Source organism: Bacillus sp. K7, assembly GCF_053903245.1.
In genome coordinates this window covers 3173931-3188706 of record NZ_CP096406.1, presented here as the reverse complement: position 1 = coordinate 3188706, position 14776 = coordinate 3173931, and the positions used below count along the sequence as shown (strand labels likewise).

The window sequence follows — 14776 nt, the reverse complement described above, 5'->3', positions numbered from 1 at the left end:
GCACAGGAATGTTTGGGGCTGAATAATAGTGCAAATCTTTTGTGTTATATTGTTCGAATTTCATCGAATCAAATTCTTTTATTCCTGAATGCAGTTGTGTTATGGTGTGAGAGAAGTCCTTTCATTCATGACTTGACAGCTTGAGGCTGTTTACTGATAACACATTTGCAAAGGAGAACAATATGTCTAACAACCAACGCAAAGATACCTTGCTTTCTGTTTTGAATTTATCTCCGGTTGTTCAGGGAGGAACAGTTGCGGATTCATTCCGAAACAGCATGGACTTGGCGCGCCGTGCGGAGGAATGGGGCTACCACCGCTATTGGCTTGCTGAGCATCATAATATAGAAGGTGTCGCAAGCTCTGCCACCGCGGTCCTGATCGGCCATATTGCCGGCGGCACAAAGAAAATCCGCGTCGGCTCCGGCGGCATTATGCTTCCGAACCATTCTTCATTAGTGATTGCTGAGCAATTCGGAACACTTGAAACGCTTTATCCCGGACGGATTGATCTGGGGCTCGGACGTGCGCCGGGAACAGACCAATTGACAGCAAGAGCGCTCCGCAGAAACATCAACAGCGGTGAAGATTTTCCAGAACAATTAGAGGAACTACGCAATTACTTTAAACCATCGGGAAATGTGCGTAATCAAGTCCGCGCCATTCCGGGAGAAGGCGTTGATGTGCCGATTTGGCTGCTGGGTTCAAGCGGCTTCAGCGCCCGTTTGGCAGGTGAACTGGGCCTTCCGTTTGCATTCGCTGCCCACTTCTCGCCGGCAAATACTGTTCCCGCTCTGGAGCTGTACCGCAATTCCTTTACGCCGTCAGAAGTGCTCGATGAACCGTATGCAATGGTTGGCGTTACCATTATCGCGGCAGATACAAACGAGAAAGCGCAGCACCTTGCGACATCTCATTACCAAAGATTTCTTGACCTTGTCCGCGGCACGCCGAACCAGCTGAAGCCGCCTGTTGAGGATATGGATCACATTTGGAGCCCGTATGAAAAAGCGATGGTCAATGAGCAGCTGAGCTCGACGATTGTCGGCGGTCCGGAAGAAGTGAAGGCGAAGCTCGAAGACTTTGTCAACACAACGCAAGCTGACGAAATTATGGTCAACTCAGAAACCTTCGAACACGCAGACAGAATGCGTTCGTTTGAAATCATCGCAGACGTGTGGAAAAATAGATAACTAGCTATAAAAAAAGCAATGTAGCGGGAAGACCCATACATTGCTTTTTTTATTTATCCAGTTTTCTGGTCGATTGCCGAATGATCAACTCAGGCTCAAATATGACATCCTCTTGCTTCGGTTTTTTATGCTCTAAGCAGTCAATGACATATTTCGCGGCCGCTTTTCCAAGCACGGATTTCGGGTGCTTGACAGAGGTTAATTTCACCTCGGAGATTTGGGCAAAATGCGAATCATCATACCCAACGATAGACATATCTTCAGGCACTTTAATATCCATCTCCCGCAGCATGTCAATGACCTTCAGCGCGATTTCATCGTTATAGCAAAGAATAGCAGTCGGCATGTTTTTGCTGTTTTTCTGCAGCGTCTTTTTCACTTTCTCCAACAGCTTCGATTCCTTTTCCTCTGTCGTAAATGTCACGATCATATCCGGAGAAGGAAATAACTCCCGCTCCCGATGCGCCTGTATAAATCCGTTCATCCGCTTGACACCTTGCGTATCATCAGCTTTGAAAATGCCCATCATGTGCGTGTGGCCGAGAGTAAGCAAGTAATCCGCCGCCATCATCCCGCCTTTTACATCATCTAATGTAAAACTCGGTGCGGCAAGCTCGGCGTAGGACGCGTTCATCATCGCAAAAGGGATGCCGTTTTTCTCCAAATTCAGATAGTAGCCTATATTCGGGGTTTGCAGGGCGCTTTTTGTCGGTTCCACAATAAGTCCGTCAATATGCTGTGACAGGAGGTTTTCTAATCCTCTTCGTTCATTGTCCGGGTTGTTGTTTGTGCTTGTCAAAAGCATAGAATAGCCCTGCTCGCTTAAATAAGACTCGATTCCCCTAATGATGCTCGGAAAAATATAGTCTGATATGTAGGTTGTCAGAACACCAATCGTTTTATTGGAATGCAGCGCTGACTTAGCGGAGCGTGAAGCGACAAAGGTGCCTCCCCCTTGCACGCTGTACAGCAGACCTTGTGATACGAGGTCTCCGATCGCTTTGCGGATGGTATGCCGGCTGACGCCGAATTGCTGCATTAATTCGTTTTCGGTAGGGATCTTTTGATCGGGCAGTATTTTGCCTTGATTAATCCATGAACTGATTTCTTCTTTTACTTGCGCGTATTTTGGTAACATTTTTCCATTCCTCCAAAATGTATACGGACAAATTTTAGTATATCACAGCGTTCTTTGTAAGAAAACATTGACAGAAAATGCAAACAGGATTATCCTATATTTGTACGTACTAATTAAATGAAATTTTCCTTAAATTTTTATATAAGTACGTACAATTAAAGAAGTAAATGTAAACGCTTTACTTAACACTCGGGAGGGCAGGGAAATGAAGAATACTCCAACTCAATTAGAACCAAATGCTCCTGTAACAAGAGGCCATTCAATGGGGTTTGTTATTTTAATCTCATGCGCGGCTGGACTTGGCGGCTTACTGTACGGCTATGACACGGCAGTGATTTCAGGCGCCATCGGTTTTCTGAAAGATTTATACAGCCTAACTCCATTTATGGAAGGGCTTGTGATTTCCAGCATTATGATCGGAGGAGTGGCGGGCGTCGGGATATCCGGATTTTTAAGCGACAGGTTCGGCCGGAGAAAAATTTTAATGACAGCCGCTTTGTTGTTTGCGATATCGGCCATCGTTTCAGCGCTTTCTCAAGATGTATCTACCTTAATCATTGCAAGGATTATCGGAGGCCTCGGGATTGGGATGGGATCATCTCTATCTGTGACGTACATTACAGAAGCGGCGCCGCCCGCCATACGCGGAAGCCTTTCCTCCTTATATCAGCTATTTACGATATTGGGTATTTCCGCTACGTACTTTATTAATCTCGCTGTGCAGCGCTCCGGAACATACGAATGGGGCGTGCACACCGGATGGAGATGGATGCTCGCTTATGGAATGGTGCCGTCCGTGATCTTTTTCCTCGTATTGCTCGTCGTGCCGGAAAGCCCGAGGTGGCTGGCGAAAGCGGGCAAAACAACAGAAGCGTTAAAGATACTGACACGTATTAATGGAGAAACTGTCGCAAAAGAAGAATTAAAGAACATTGAGAAATCTTTAAAAATAGAACAAATGGGATCGTTGTCCCAGCTGTTTAAGCCGGGTCTCAGAAAGGCGCTTATCATTGGAATCCTGCTGGCGTTGTTTAACCAAGTCATCGGCATGAACGCGATCACTTACTATGGGCCGGAAATCTTTAAAATGATGGGATACGGGCAAAACGCCGGATTTGTGGCAACCTGTATCGTCGGTGTTGTAGAAGTTATTTTTACCGTTATTGCGGTGCTGTTGATTGATAAAGTAGGACGGAAAAAATTGATGTCCATCGGATCTGCTTTTATGGCCATCTTTATGATCTTAATCGGAACGTCGTTCTACTTTCAGTTAACAAACGGACTTATGCTGATCTTCTTTATTTTAGGTTTTGTGGCGGCATTTTGTGTGTCTGTAGGACCGATCACATGGATTATGATTTCTGAAATCTTCCCGAACCACCTGCGTGCGCGGGCCGCGGGGATTGCGACCATCTTTTTATGGGGAGCAAACTGGGCGATCGGACAGTTTGTGCCGATGATGATCGACTCATTCGGGCTCGCCTATACATTCTGGATCTTTGCGGTGATTAACATTCTTTGCTTCCTGTTTGTCGTAACGATCTGCCCGGAAACGAAGAACAAATCGCTCGAAGAAATCGAAAAGCTCTGGATAAAATGAAAACGCTTTATAGAATCAAGCCCTTTCGCTGGAAAGGGCTTTTTATGTTGGGATGCACCTTTTTTCGTTTTCTGTATAAGATAAGATATATAGGGAAAAATATAGCTGGATAAACACTGCTGCATGAAAACTCTGCGAATATTGTCGATGATTTGGCTCTTAACAGTTGAATAAACAATTCCAGCCTGTTAAAATAATTAAAGAAAGCAGAGGTAATTTTTTTTGGCTATGATGGGACGTTTTTTGTCATAGCGGGACATATAATGTCCAGCAAAAAAAGGAAGGAACGTTTGAGTCATGAACCAGTTACTACAAGCTCAAAAAAAATTATTGCCTGATCTTCTGCTCGTTATGCAAAAGAGGTTTGAAATCTTGCAGTATATCAGGCTGACAGAACCCATCGGGCGAAGAAGCCTGTCTGCCAGTCTTGAAATCAGCGAACGTGTGCTGAGGGGCGAGGTTCAGTTTTTAAAAGAACAGAATCTGGTCGATATCAAAACAAACGGCATGACTTTGACAGAAGAGGGCTATGAACTGCTTTCGGTTCTGGAAGATACGATGAAAGATGTTTTAGGTTTGACTCTTTTGGAAAAGACATTAAAAGAACGTTTAAATCTAAAGGATGCTATTATCGTGTCCGGAGACAGCGATCAATCCCCTTGGGTCAAAAAAGAAATGGGAAGAGCAGCTGTCACATGTATGAAAAAAAGATTTTCAGGCAAAAATATCGTCGCTGTAACTGGCGGTACGACAATTGAAGCTGTCGCCGACATGATGACGCCGGATTCTAAAAACCGCGAGCTTTTGTTTGTGCCTGCGAGAGGCGGTTTAGGCGAAGACGTGAAAAACCAGGCGAACACCATATGCGCGCATATGGCGGAGAAGGCTTCAGGCACTTACCGGCTTTTGTTTGTTCCGGGACAGCTGTCACAAGGCGCCTATTCATCTATTATTGAAGAGCCTTCTGTCAAAGAGGTGCTGAACACGATTAAATCGGCGAGTATGCTGGTTCACGGAATCGGTGAAGCTAAAACGATGGCTCAGCGGAGAAACACACCTTTAGAAGACTTAAAAAAAATAGATGATAACGACGCGGTGACAGAAGCGTTCGGCTACTATTTTAATGCGGACGGCGAAGTGGTCCATAAAGTGCATTCTGTCGGAATGCAGCTGGATGACATAGACGCCATCCCCGATATTATTGCGGTAGCAGGGGGTTCATCAAAAGCCGAGGCGATCGAGGCTTACTTTAAAAAGCCCCGCAACACGGTTCTCGTCACAGACGAAGGAGCCGCAAAGAAGTTATTAAGGGATGAATAATCCCTCAATATAAATATCTCTCACTTATTTAAAGGAGGAAACAATCATGGCAGTAAAAGTCGGTATTAACGGTTTTGGTCGTATTGGACGTAACGTATTCCGCGCAGCATTAAACAATCCTGAAGTTGAGGTAGTAGCGGTTAACGATTTAACAGATGCTAATATGCTGGCTCACCTTTTACAATATGATTCTGTACACGGAAAATTAGACGCTGAAGTTTCAGTTGACGGTAACAACCTTGTTGTTAACGGCAAAACAATTGAAGTTTCTGCAGAACGCGATCCTGCTAAACTTAGCTGGGGCAAACAAGGCGTTGAAATCGTAGTTGAATCTACTGGTTTCTTCACAAAACGCGCAGACGCTGCGAAGCACTTAGAAGCTGGCGCGAAAAAAGTAATCATCTCTGCTCCTGCTAACGAAGAAGATATCACAATCGTTATGGGTGTTAACGAAGATAAATACGATGCGGCTAACCACGATGTTATCTCTAACGCATCTTGCACAACAAACTGCCTTGCGCCGTTTGCAAAAGTACTTAACGACAAATTCGGCATCAAACGCGGTATGATGACAACTGTTCACTCTTACACGAACGATCAGCAAATCCTTGATCTTCCGCACAAAGACTACCGTCGTGCGCGTGCAGCAGCTGAAAACATCATCCCAACATCAACTGGTGCTGCGAAAGCAGTTTCTCTAGTTCTTCCTGAACTAAAAGGCAAACTGAACGGCGGAGCAATGCGTGTTCCTACTCCAAACGTATCTCTAGTTGACTTGGTTGCTGAACTGAACCAAGAAGTAACAGCTGAAGATGTAAACGCAGCTCTTAAAGAAGCGGCTGAAGGAGATCTTAAAGGAATCCTTGGTTACAGCGAAGAGCCATTAGTTTCTGGCGACTACAACGGAAACAAAAACTCTTCTACAATCGATGCGCTTTCTACAATGGTTATGGAAGGCAGCATGGTAAAAGTAATCTCTTGGTACGATAACGAAAGCGGCTACTCTAACCGCGTTGTTGACCTTGCAGCTTACATCGCAAAACAAGGTCTTTAATTTATAGCTGAAAAAAGGACCTGACTTGGTTCTTTTGAATAGAAGCGCTATAATGAAAGCGGACAAGGGAAGGGGACGGACTCCCTTTCCCTTTTTCCATGAAGACCGGCTTTCAGAAAACGTTCTGTGATAGAGAAACGGCCGCGTTTTTTATCAGTTTTTGCCGGCGCTTTCGCCGAAGGCCGCTGCCCTGGCTTTTGGACGAACTGCCCTGTGCCGAAAAAGACTGTGATCTGCCCTGGCGGAGTTATCGCTTGACCAGACGGTTTCACGTTTTTCGTGCTGTATGCAAACCACTTTGAAGGAGGATCTCCTAGGCATGAATAAGAAAACTCTCAAAGACATCGACGTAAAAGGCAAAGTTGTATTCTGCCGCGTTGACTTTAACGTTCCAATGAAAGACGGGGAAGTAACAGACGATACACGTATCCGTGCTGCGCTTCCAACAATCAAACACCTTGCAGAACAAGGCGCGAAAGTCCTGCTGGCGAGCCACTTAGGCCGTCCGAAAGGCGAAGTGGCTGAGGAGCTTCGTTTAACTCCTGTCGCTGCACGTCTCGGCGAACTGCTTGGCAAAGAAGTGAAAAAAGCGGATGAAGCTTACGGCGATGCTGTAAAAGCACAAATTTCCGAAATGAAGGACGGAGACGTTCTTGTATTGGAAAACGTGCGCTTCTACCCTGGTGAAGAGAAAAATGATCCTGAGCTTGCAAAAGCGTTTGCTGAGCTTGCAGATGTATATGTAAATGACGCATTTGGTGCTGCCCACCGTGCTCACGCATCTACAGCTGGAATTGCCGAGCATCTGCCAGCAGTTGCAGGTTTCTTAATGGAAAAAGAGCTTGACGTACTCGGAAAAGCGGTTTCTAACCCTGACCGCCCGTTCACAGCGATCATCGGCGGAGCGAAAGTAAAAGACAAAATCGGCGTGATCGAAAGTCTTCTTGATAAAGTAGACAACCTGATCATCGGCGGAGGTCTTGCTTATACATTCGTTAAAGCGCTTGGCCATGAAGTCGGCAAATCTCTTCTTGAAGAGGATAAAATCGACCTTGCGAAGTCATTTATGGACCGCGCGAAAGAAAAAGGCGTTAATTTCTACATGCCTGAAGATGTACTCGTTGCAGATGATTTCTCTAACGATGCAAACGTGAAAATGGTGCCGATCTCTGAAATCCCTAGTGATTTAGAAGCAATCGACATCGGTACAAAAACACGCGAAACGTATGCTGACGTCATCAAAAACAGCAAACTTGTCGTGTGGAACGGACCGATGGGCGTATTCGAAATCGACTTGTTCGCTCAAGGAACAAAAGCGGTTGCTGAAGCATTGGCAGAGGCGAAAGATACATACTCTGTCATCGGCGGAGGAGACTCTGCGGCAGCGGTTGAAAAATTCGGCCTTGCTGACAAAATGAGCCACATCTCAACAGGCGGCGGCGCATCCCTTGAGTTTATGGAAGGCAAAGAGCTTCCAGGGGTAGCTGCACTTAACGATAAATAATCTCAAAACTGCTATAAGGAAGTGGAACAGATGAGAAAACCAATTATCGCCGGTAACTGGAAAATGAACAAAACACTCGGCGAAGCTGTCAGCTTCGTTGAAGAAGTGAAATCTTCCATTCCAGCAGCAGACAAAGCGGAAGCTGTTGTTTGCGCGCCAGCACTTTTCTTAGAAAAGCTTACTTCTGCTGTGAAAGGCACTGACCTTAAAGTCGGCGCACAAAACATGCACTTCGAAGAAAGCGGCGCGTTCACAGGCGAAATCAGTCCGGTTGCTCTTAACGACCTTGGCGTTGACTACTGCGTCATCGGCCACTCTGAGCGCCGTGAAATGTTCGCCGAAACGGATGAAACAGTCAATAAAAAAGCACATGCTGCTTTCAAACACGGCATTGTGCCGATCATCTGTGTAGGTGAAACGCTTGAAGAGCGCGAAGCCGGTAAAACAAATGATCTTGTTGCTGATCAAGTAAAAAAAGGCCTTGCTGGTCTTTCTGAAGAACAAGTTGCTGCTTCTGTTATTGCGTATGAGCCAATCTGGGCAATCGGAACAGGCAAATCTTCTACAGCAAAAGATGCGAACGACGTGTGTGCGCATATCCGTAAAACCGTCGCTGAAAGCTTCAGTCAAGAAGTTGCAGACAAGCTTCGCATTCAATATGGCGGAAGCGTAAAGCCTGCAAACATTAAAGAATATATGGCAGAGTCCGATATTGACGGTGCTTTGGTCGGCGGCGCGAGCCTTGAGCCACAGTCATTCGTTCAATTATTGGAGGAAGGTCAATATGAGTAAAAAACCAGCTGCACTCATCATTCTTGATGGGTTCGGATTACGTAACGAAACAGTAGGAAACGCAGTCGCTTTAGCGAAAAAACCGAATTTTGACCGCTACTGGAACCAGTATCCTCATCAAACATTGACTGCTTCAGGCGAGGCTGTCGGCCTTCCTGACGGACAGATGGGGAATTCCGAAGTGGGTCACTTAAATATCGGCGCGGGACGTATTGTGTACCAAAGCTTAACACGCGTAAATGTTGCCATTCGCGAAGGGGAGTTCGAACGCAATCAAACATTCCTTGACGCAATTACCAGCGCGAAAGAAAACGACAAAGCCCTGCACCTGTTCGGCCTTTTATCAGACGGCGGTGTGCACAGCCACATCAATCATTTGTTCGCATTGTTAAAGCTTGCGAAAAATGAAGGGCTGACAAAGGTTTACATCCATGGTTTCCTTGACGGCCGTGATGTAGGTCCGCAAACAGCGAAGACGTACATTAAGCAGCTGAACGAACAAATCGAGGAAATCGGTGTCGGAGAAATCGCAAGTGTTTCCGGCCGCTACTACTCAATGGACCGCGACAAACGCTGGGACCGTGTAGAAAAAGCGTACCGCGCAATGGCGTACGGCGAAGGCCCGACATACCGCAGCGCAATGGATGTTGTTGATGATTCATATGCGAACGGAATCTATGATGAGTTCGTGATTCCATCCGTCATCACAAAAGAAAACGGTGAGCCTGTTGCGACAATCCAAGACGGCGATTCTGTGATTTTCTATAATTTCAGACCGGACCGCGCCATCCAGATTTCCAACACGTTCACAAATAAAGACTTCCGTGACTTCGATCGCGGCGAGAATTATCCGAAGAACCTGCATTTCGTCTGCCTGACTCACTTCAGTGAAACTGTTGACGGATATGTAGCGTTTAAACCGATAAATCTTGATAACACAGTCGGAGAAGTATTATCTCAAAATGGATTAAAACAGCTTCGAATTGCAGAGACTGAAAAGTATCCGCATGTCACGTTCTTTATGAGCGGCGGCCGTGAAGCTGAATTCCCGGGTGAAGAGCGTATTCTCATCAACTCGCCTAAAGTTGCAACGTATGACTTGAAGCCTGAAATGAGTGCGTATGAAGTGAAGGACGCGCTTGTCAAAGAGATTGAAGCTGACAAGCATGACGCGATCATTTTGAACTTCGCAAACCCTGATATGGTCGGCCACTCCGGAATGGTTGAACCAACAATTAAAGCAATTGAAGCAGTGGACGAATGCTTAGGCGAAGTCGTTGACGCGATTCTCGCTAAAGGCGGACACGCGATCATTACCGCTGATCACGGTAATGCTGACATTCTGATTACAGAATCAGGCGATCCGCACACTGCGCATACGACAAACCCAGTCCCTGTCATTGTGACGAAAGAAGGCGTTACGCTGCGTGAAGGCGGAATCCTAGGCGACCTTGCACCAACGTTGTTAGACCTTCTCGATGTTGAAAAACCGCAAGAAATGACAGGAACATCGTTAATCCAAAAATAATTTGAAATCAAAAGGAGAGACAAAACTCATGCCATACATTGTTGATGTTTATGCACGCGAAGTATTAGACTCCCGCGGCAACCCAACAGTTGAAGTTGAAGTATATACAGAAACAGGAGCTTTTGGCCGCGCATTAGTGCCAAGCGGAGCTTCTACAGGTGAATACGAAGCAGTTGAGCTTCGTGACGGCGACAAAGACCGTTACCTTGGAAAAGGCGTGTTAACGGCTGTTAACAACGTAAACGAAATCATTTCTCCAGAGCTTCTTGGCTTTGATGTAACTGAACAAAACGCAATCGATCAGCTTTTAATCGAGCTTGACGGTACTGAAAACAAAGGCAAACTTGGTGCGAACGCAATCCTTGGCGTATCTATGGCTTGTGCGCGCGCAGCTGCTGATTTCTTACAGATTCCTCTTTACCAATACCTTGGAGGATTCAACTCAAAAACACTCCCTGTACCGATGATGAACATCGTAAACGGCGGAGAGCATGCTGACAACAACGTTGATATTCAAGAATTCATGATCATGCCTGTAGGTGCTCCTAACTTCCGTGAAGCACTTCGCATGGGCGCTCAAATCTTCCACAGCCTGAAATCAGTTCTTTCTGCTAAAGGAATGAACACAGCTGTAGGTGATGAAGGCGGATTTGCTCCAAACCTTGGTTCTAACGAAGAAGCGCTTCAAACAATCGTTGAAGCAATCGAAAAAGCCGGCTTCAAACCTGGCGAAGAAGTGAAGCTTGCAATGGATGCTGCATCTTCTGAGTTCTACAACAAAGAAGACGGCAAATACCATCTGTCTGGCGAAGGCGTTGTGAAAACATCTGCTGAAATGGTTGACTGGTACGAAGAAATGGTTTCTAAATACCCAATCATCTCTATCGAAGACGGACTTGACGAAAACGACTGGGAAGGCCACAAGCTTCTTACTGAGCGTCTTGGCAAAAAAGTTCAGCTTGTTGGTGATGACCTCTTCGTTACAAACACGAAAAAACTTGCTGAAGGCATCAAAAACGGCGTAGGCAACTCTATCCTGATCAAAGTAAACCAAATCGGTACATTGACTGAAACATTCGATGCGATCGAAATGGCGAAACGCGCAGGCTACACAGCTGTTATCTCTCACCGTTCTGGTGAAACAGAAGACAGCACAATCGCTGACATCGCTGTGGCAACAAATGCAGGACAAATCAAAACAGGTGCTCCGTCTCGTACGGACCGTGTTGCGAAATACAACCAGCTTCTTCGCATCGAAGATCAGTTGGCTGAAACTGCTCAGTACCACGGCATTAACACTTTCTACAACTTGAACAAGTAATAAAATGACCGCCGAGGTATCTCTCGGCGGTTTTTTTATGTCTTAGAGATCCAAATAAAGCCTTACCATATCGCGGCATTGAATGCCGTTTTCAAAGATCTCCTCCTCGTAGTGTCTGATAAAAAAATCACGGTCGATCCCCTGCAGGCGGAATCCGCATTTTTGATAAAGCGACAGCTGATGCATGCTTGAATTCCCAGTGCCAATCTCAATCACCCTTGCTCCCATGTGTTTCGCTTTTTCAATGGCGTCGCGGATCAGCAGCTTGCCAATGCCCTGTTTTTGCATTGTTGGTTTTACTGCAATGTTAACGATTTCTGCGGTTTGCGGTCTGGTTGTGATCATCACGTATACACCAGCTAACTCACCCGCTATATTAGCGGTGTAGCATTCTCCTCTGGCTAGATATTCATCAACAATTTCTTTCGACGGATCGGCGAGCAACAGAAGCTTGTACAGCGATTCATCATAGTTTTTCGCTTTTTGAATGGTGAGCTGTTGCATCATCATTCCACCTTTTCATATGTTTATAGAGATATTTTCATGATTTCCTCCAATTCGATACCATTCTATTATAAAATATGTAACATAGGAAATATGTACAAAATAGTGGAGCAAAAATAGGAGGAACGTCACATGTTTTGTAAGGAATGCGGTCAGAGAAATAAAGAAGGGGCCAAGTTTTGTAAAGAATGCGGGACCCCGATCGGAGGGAGCAGCAGACAGGCACATAAAGAAATAGCAGGCGCTGCTGAAACGAGGCAGGCGCCGCGCAAGCCAATCCCTAAGAAAACCATCATCTTATGGAGCAGCATTGCCGCTGCGTGCGTTATATTATTCGCCGCCTATAAAACCGGAGCGTATTTTACTTCAAAGGATAGGTTAGTCGATAAATTTGAACAGGCTGTAAAGGATGAGGATCAAGAGCAAATCGCGTCCCTCCTTACGCCGGTAAATGACAAGCTTAAGCTGACTAAAAAGAATGTAAAGCCGTTTCTTGCCTATTTAAAGGATCATCCTGATAAAAAAGATGAGCTTTTTGCATCGCTGCGTGCGGACACAGCTCAAAAGGATATCGTATACGCGGAGCAAGACGGGAAAAGCTTGCTCGTATTTGACCATTATGATTTAAAGATAGCACCTGTTTATTTTGAAGTGACCAGCAATTATAAAAATACCGATCTATATGTGAATAAAGAGGGTGCCGGACAGGTAAAGAAAGCCGATCAAGCACAAACCCTCGGGCCATACATTCCCGGCGAATATACCGTCTCAGCCAAACTGAAAAACGATGTCGTCGATCTCGTGAAAAAGGAAGACATTCATGCTGTTGGCGATAACAGCTTTCGTGTTGATCTCTCATTGGAAGCAGACGATGTGACATTCAGCTTAGCGGATGACATCAAGAGCGGGAAGGGTGATTTGCTGATTAACGGCAAGTCGATTCATAAGGACCCGTTCAAAGCCGTAACATATGGCCCTCTTCTGACAGACGGATCCATGACGGCTGCGGTCGAAGCGGAGTTTCCGTGGGGAAAAACAAAAACAGCGGGCGTGCCAATCGACCATAAAGAAATGGAGCTAACATTAATTCCTGATCAAGACACACAGGAAACGATTATGAAAACGATTGTCAAAACAACGAAACAGTATTCCAAAGCGCTATCAGATGGGAATACAGCCCAGATGACAGAGGCGAGCGCCAAATGGAAGGCACAGGCGAAAGATACCGTCGATTCTATGAAATATACGAATTCTTACTTAAAAGATAAATATTTAGAAACTGATTTTGATCTGGATACATTCGCTCTCTCTCAGAAAAACGACGGGACGTGGCAGGTATCAGTAAAAGGAAAAGAACTGCACCAGTCTTCTTCGTATAACGACTATACAAATTCCGAAATGACTGATGACAGTCCGAGTTACAAATATCTCCTTTCCTATGATAAAAAACAGAAAAAGTGGATTTTTGAAGAAGCAGAATCAACATTCGACTCGGCTGGAACAAATATAAAGAAAATCAAAAATGATAAGCCGGAGACGTACACGTCCGCCTGGGAAGGCTCGAAAAACAAAGACAGTGAAAGCTCTGCAAGCGGTAATGTGACAGATGAACAAGTGACATTATTTATGGGCAGTTATTTGCAAAGTCAGGCAGATGCCGTGAATCAAAATCATTTCTCACTGATGGAAGACAGCCTTGAAAAAGGCAGTTCTCTTTATTCTGACCAACAGCATCTTGTAACGAAATTAAATAAAGAGGGGACAACGGAAGACTTTAATAACTATGAAGTGAAAAGCTGGAGTCAAAATGGATCGGCTATTACAATTAAGACGTATGAAGAATTCTATATCACAAAATCAGGCGGCAGTCCAAAACTGAAAACCTATAACTGGACCTATACCGGCGTAGTGAAGAACGGAAGAATTTACTTAACGTCGATTCAATAAAAACAACCCCATCACCAGCAGGTGATGGGGTTGTTTTTTAAAAGAATATGTAGCGGAAAATCTCTTTCATATAGTGTTCGATCATAAGCTGGAATGTAACGCAGGTGATCAAATAAATGACAATCGTTGAGTAAATGACATCAACCTTTCCTTTATATGAATGCTGGTAACTGATCAGCATCGCAGGAGGAATGGCAAAGAATGCACCGATTAAACCGACGGCTAAAATAGTGAAGCAAATGTCTGTATGCAATAAAAACAATAAAAGGGCAAGAACCAAAATAGCCGTAAACGGAATAAGAAACGCGCCAAACCTGGAAAATGAATCTTTGAATGATACGTGGTTTCCCGCGATTTTCAAGGCGAAAAAGATCAATGCATGCAAAAAGAAAAGAAACAGGGCAAAATAAATGGTTGGCTCTAAAAAGATGGCTGTAAAGCTTACGCTGCCGGGACCGTCTGAAAAAAGGATATAAAACATCAAAGGGGTCAGCAAACTGAAAAGAACCAACGTGATGATCGCGCTGATCAGCTGTTCGCCGCCCGTTGTTTTACATTCCTGATAAGGGCGTTTCAGGACGGCCAAAACAAATGAACCGAACTGTTTTGCCGCTTGCTTTGCAGCGGCTCCGGTTTGCGCGGCCTGCTGCTGGCCTGACTGACCAGGGAGCGGTGATCCGCACTTCTCACAAAACTTTCCGCCATCTGTTTGATGGCCGCATTGAGGACAATACATAAAATAACTCCTTTACCTGTAATATAGGGAAAATAGACTACTATTTTTATTATAAAAGAAAAATGTAGTAAAGTAACCAGTATTCCTACAAAAATGTCACATGAAAAAGACACGGGTCTCATAAAAGCCGTGTCTGTTT

12 protein-coding genes are annotated in these 14776 nt (G+C 45.1%); 9 read left to right on the top strand and 3 right to left on the bottom strand.

The features are described from left to right. The first annotated feature begins 182 nt into the window (after positions 1–182). Positions 183–1193 carry an LLM class flavin-dependent oxidoreductase gene (locus M1D98_RS16335; RefSeq protein WP_039075455.1) on the top strand — a complete coding sequence of 337 codons (1011 nt, stop codon included), beginning with the start codon at positions 183–185 and terminating at the stop codon, positions 1191–1193. A gap of 49 nt (positions 1194–1242) precedes the next feature. Here M1D98_RS16335 and araR read toward each other — a convergent pair whose 3' ends face one another. Further along, positions 1243–2331, bottom strand: a complete 1089-nt coding sequence (gene araR / locus M1D98_RS16330) for an arabinose utilization transcriptional regulator AraR (RefSeq protein WP_326221785.1) — start codon at positions 2329–2331, stop codon at positions 1243–1245. A 205-nt stretch (positions 2332–2536) separates the two neighbouring features. Between araR and araE the strand changes: the two genes are divergently transcribed. From araE to eno, 7 genes are all read left to right on the top strand, one after another. After that, complete coding sequence (gene araE, locus M1D98_RS16325) at positions 2537–3931, top strand: arabinose-proton symporter AraE (protein WP_010328648.1); 1395 nt, start codon at positions 2537–2539, stop codon at positions 3929–3931. Between the two features lie 297 nt (positions 3932–4228). Then, on the top strand, positions 4229–5251 hold the full coding sequence (gene cggR / locus M1D98_RS16320) for a gapA transcriptional regulator CggR (RefSeq protein WP_010328647.1): 1023 nt from the start codon (positions 4229–4231) through the stop codon (positions 5249–5251). Positions 5252–5297: 46 nt separating this feature from the next. Further along, positions 5298–6305 carry a type I glyceraldehyde-3-phosphate dehydrogenase gene (gene gap, locus M1D98_RS16315; RefSeq protein WP_010328646.1) on the top strand — a complete coding sequence of 336 codons (1008 nt, stop codon included), beginning with the start codon at positions 5298–5300 and terminating at the stop codon, positions 6303–6305. 319 nt (positions 6306–6624) lie between these two features. Continuing rightward, positions 6625–7809 carry a phosphoglycerate kinase gene (locus M1D98_RS16310; RefSeq protein ID WP_010328644.1) on the top strand — a complete coding sequence of 395 codons (1185 nt, stop codon included), beginning with the start codon at positions 6625–6627 and terminating at the stop codon, positions 7807–7809. A gap of 30 nt (positions 7810–7839) precedes the next feature. After that, positions 7840–8601, top strand: a complete 762-nt coding sequence (gene tpiA / locus M1D98_RS16305) for a triose-phosphate isomerase (RefSeq protein WP_010328643.1) — start codon at positions 7840–7842, stop codon at positions 8599–8601. Next, entirely contained in the window at positions 8594–10129 is a 1536-nt protein-coding gene (gene gpmI, locus M1D98_RS16300; RefSeq protein WP_268550801.1) for a 2,3-bisphosphoglycerate-independent phosphoglycerate mutase, read from the top strand. The genes tpiA and gpmI overlap by 8 nt, the downstream gene beginning before the upstream one ends. A gap of 28 nt (positions 10130–10157) precedes the next feature. After that, positions 10158–11450 (top strand): phosphopyruvate hydratase, encoded by a 1293-nt coding sequence (eno, locus tag M1D98_RS16295; RefSeq protein ID WP_010328641.1) that lies wholly within the window; start codon positions 10158–10160, stop codon positions 11448–11450. Positions 11451–11492: 42 nt separating this feature from the next. Here eno and M1D98_RS16290 read toward each other — a convergent pair whose 3' ends face one another. After that, positions 11493–11954 carry a GNAT family N-acetyltransferase gene (locus tag M1D98_RS16290; protein ID WP_121643306.1) on the bottom strand — a complete coding sequence of 154 codons (462 nt, stop codon included), beginning with the start codon at positions 11952–11954 and terminating at the stop codon, positions 11493–11495. Positions 11955–12086: 132 nt separating this feature from the next. Here M1D98_RS16290 and M1D98_RS16285 point away from each other — a divergent pair, with 132 nt between their 5' ends. Beyond that, positions 12087–13901 (top strand): zinc ribbon domain-containing protein, encoded by a 1815-nt coding sequence (locus tag M1D98_RS16285; protein ID WP_456279734.1) that lies wholly within the window; start codon positions 12087–12089, stop codon positions 13899–13901. 37 nt (positions 13902–13938) lie between these two features. Here the strand turns inward: M1D98_RS16285 and M1D98_RS16280 are convergent, their stop codons facing one another. Continuing rightward, on the bottom strand, positions 13939–14637 hold the full coding sequence (locus M1D98_RS16280) for a zinc ribbon domain-containing protein (protein WP_010328639.1): 699 nt from the start codon (positions 14635–14637) through the stop codon (positions 13939–13941). Positions 14638–14776: the final 139 nt, after the last annotated feature.

Excerpts from the sequence above, each read along its gene's own strand:
- gpmI (WP_268550801.1), top strand. The coding sequence starts at position 8,594 with ATGAGTAAAAAACCAGCTGCACTCATCATTCTTGATGGGTTCGGATTA.
- tpiA (WP_010328643.1), top strand. The coding sequence starts at position 7,840 with ATGAGAAAACCAATTATCGCCGGTAACTGGAAAATGAACAAAACACTC.
- M1D98_RS16285 (WP_456279734.1), top strand. The coding sequence starts at position 12,087 with ATGTTTTGTAAGGAATGCGGTCAGAGAAATAAAGAAGGGGCCAAGTTT.
- araE (WP_010328648.1), top strand. The coding sequence starts at position 2,537 with ATGAAGAATACTCCAACTCAATTAGAACCAAATGCTCCTGTAACAAGA.
- gap (WP_010328646.1), top strand. The coding sequence starts at position 5,298 with ATGGCAGTAAAAGTCGGTATTAACGGTTTTGGTCGTATTGGACGTAAC.
- M1D98_RS16280 (WP_010328639.1), bottom strand. The coding sequence starts at position 14,637 with ATGTATTGTCCTCAATGCGGCCATCAAACAGATGGCGGAAAGTTTTGT.
- M1D98_RS16335 (WP_039075455.1), top strand. The coding sequence starts at position 183 with ATGTCTAACAACCAACGCAAAGATACCTTGCTTTCTGTTTTGAATTTA.
- eno (WP_010328641.1), top strand. The coding sequence starts at position 10,158 with ATGCCATACATTGTTGATGTTTATGCACGCGAAGTATTAGACTCCCGC.
- araR (WP_326221785.1), bottom strand. The coding sequence starts at position 2,331 with ATGTTACCAAAATACGCGCAAGTAAAAGAAGAAATCAGTTCATGGATT.
- M1D98_RS16310 (WP_010328644.1), top strand. The coding sequence starts at position 6,625 with ATGAATAAGAAAACTCTCAAAGACATCGACGTAAAAGGCAAAGTTGTA.
- M1D98_RS16290 (WP_121643306.1), bottom strand. The coding sequence starts at position 11,954 with ATGCAACAGCTCACCATTCAAAAAGCGAAAAACTATGATGAATCGCTG.
- cggR (WP_010328647.1), top strand. The coding sequence starts at position 4,229 with ATGAACCAGTTACTACAAGCTCAAAAAAAATTATTGCCTGATCTTCTG.